This is a genomic window from Aliarcobacter vitoriensis, assembly GCF_003316695.1.
Lineage (GTDB): Bacteria > Campylobacterota > Campylobacteria > Campylobacterales > Arcobacteraceae > Aliarcobacter > Aliarcobacter vitoriensis.
In genome coordinates this window covers 1-548 of record NZ_PDKB01000050.1, presented here as the reverse complement: position 1 = coordinate 548, position 548 = coordinate 1, and the positions used below count along the sequence as shown (strand labels likewise).

Here is a 548-nt window from a genome sequence, read left to right as displayed (position 1 = left end):
TGAAAGATAAAAGTATAGATTCTCAAAAAGTTAGGTTTCGGGGGGGGGTACGGTATTAAGTAATCTAAATAGCGTACTAGAAGAACATAATCTCAAAGCTATCGAAGAAGATAGCATAATTTACATAATAGAAAAACCAAAATATCAAAACTTTGGTAATACTACGGTTTTAGATGAAATATCTGTAAAAGACAATAAAGAAAATAGCTACACTCGTAACCAAGACAACTCAGCAACTGGTATGAATTTATCTTTAAAAGAAACTCCACAATCAGTTTCAGTAATCACTTCAAAAAGAATTGAAGACCAACAATTAAATAATATAAATGATGTTCTAAGAAATACAACTGGCATTACAGTAAAATCAGAAGCAAGTGATACAGGTTATGCTGAAATTTATTCTCGTGGTTATCAAATAAAAAATATTCAAATAGATGGAGCGATGAGTTCAAGTAATCATAGTTATGAGAAGGGTAATGAAAGCATAGATAGTGCAATTTATGATTCTATAAGCATTGTAAGAGGTGCAACAGGACTTTTAACAGGTG

1 protein-coding gene is annotated in these 548 nt (G+C 30.8%); it reads left to right on the top strand.

Translation table 11 applies throughout. The features are described 5' to 3' along the window. Positions 1-241 precede the first annotated feature (241 nt). On the top strand, positions 242-548 hold a 307-nt coding region (locus tag CRU91_RS12080; RefSeq protein ID WP_222718483.1), incomplete at its 3' end, for a TonB-dependent receptor plug domain-containing protein.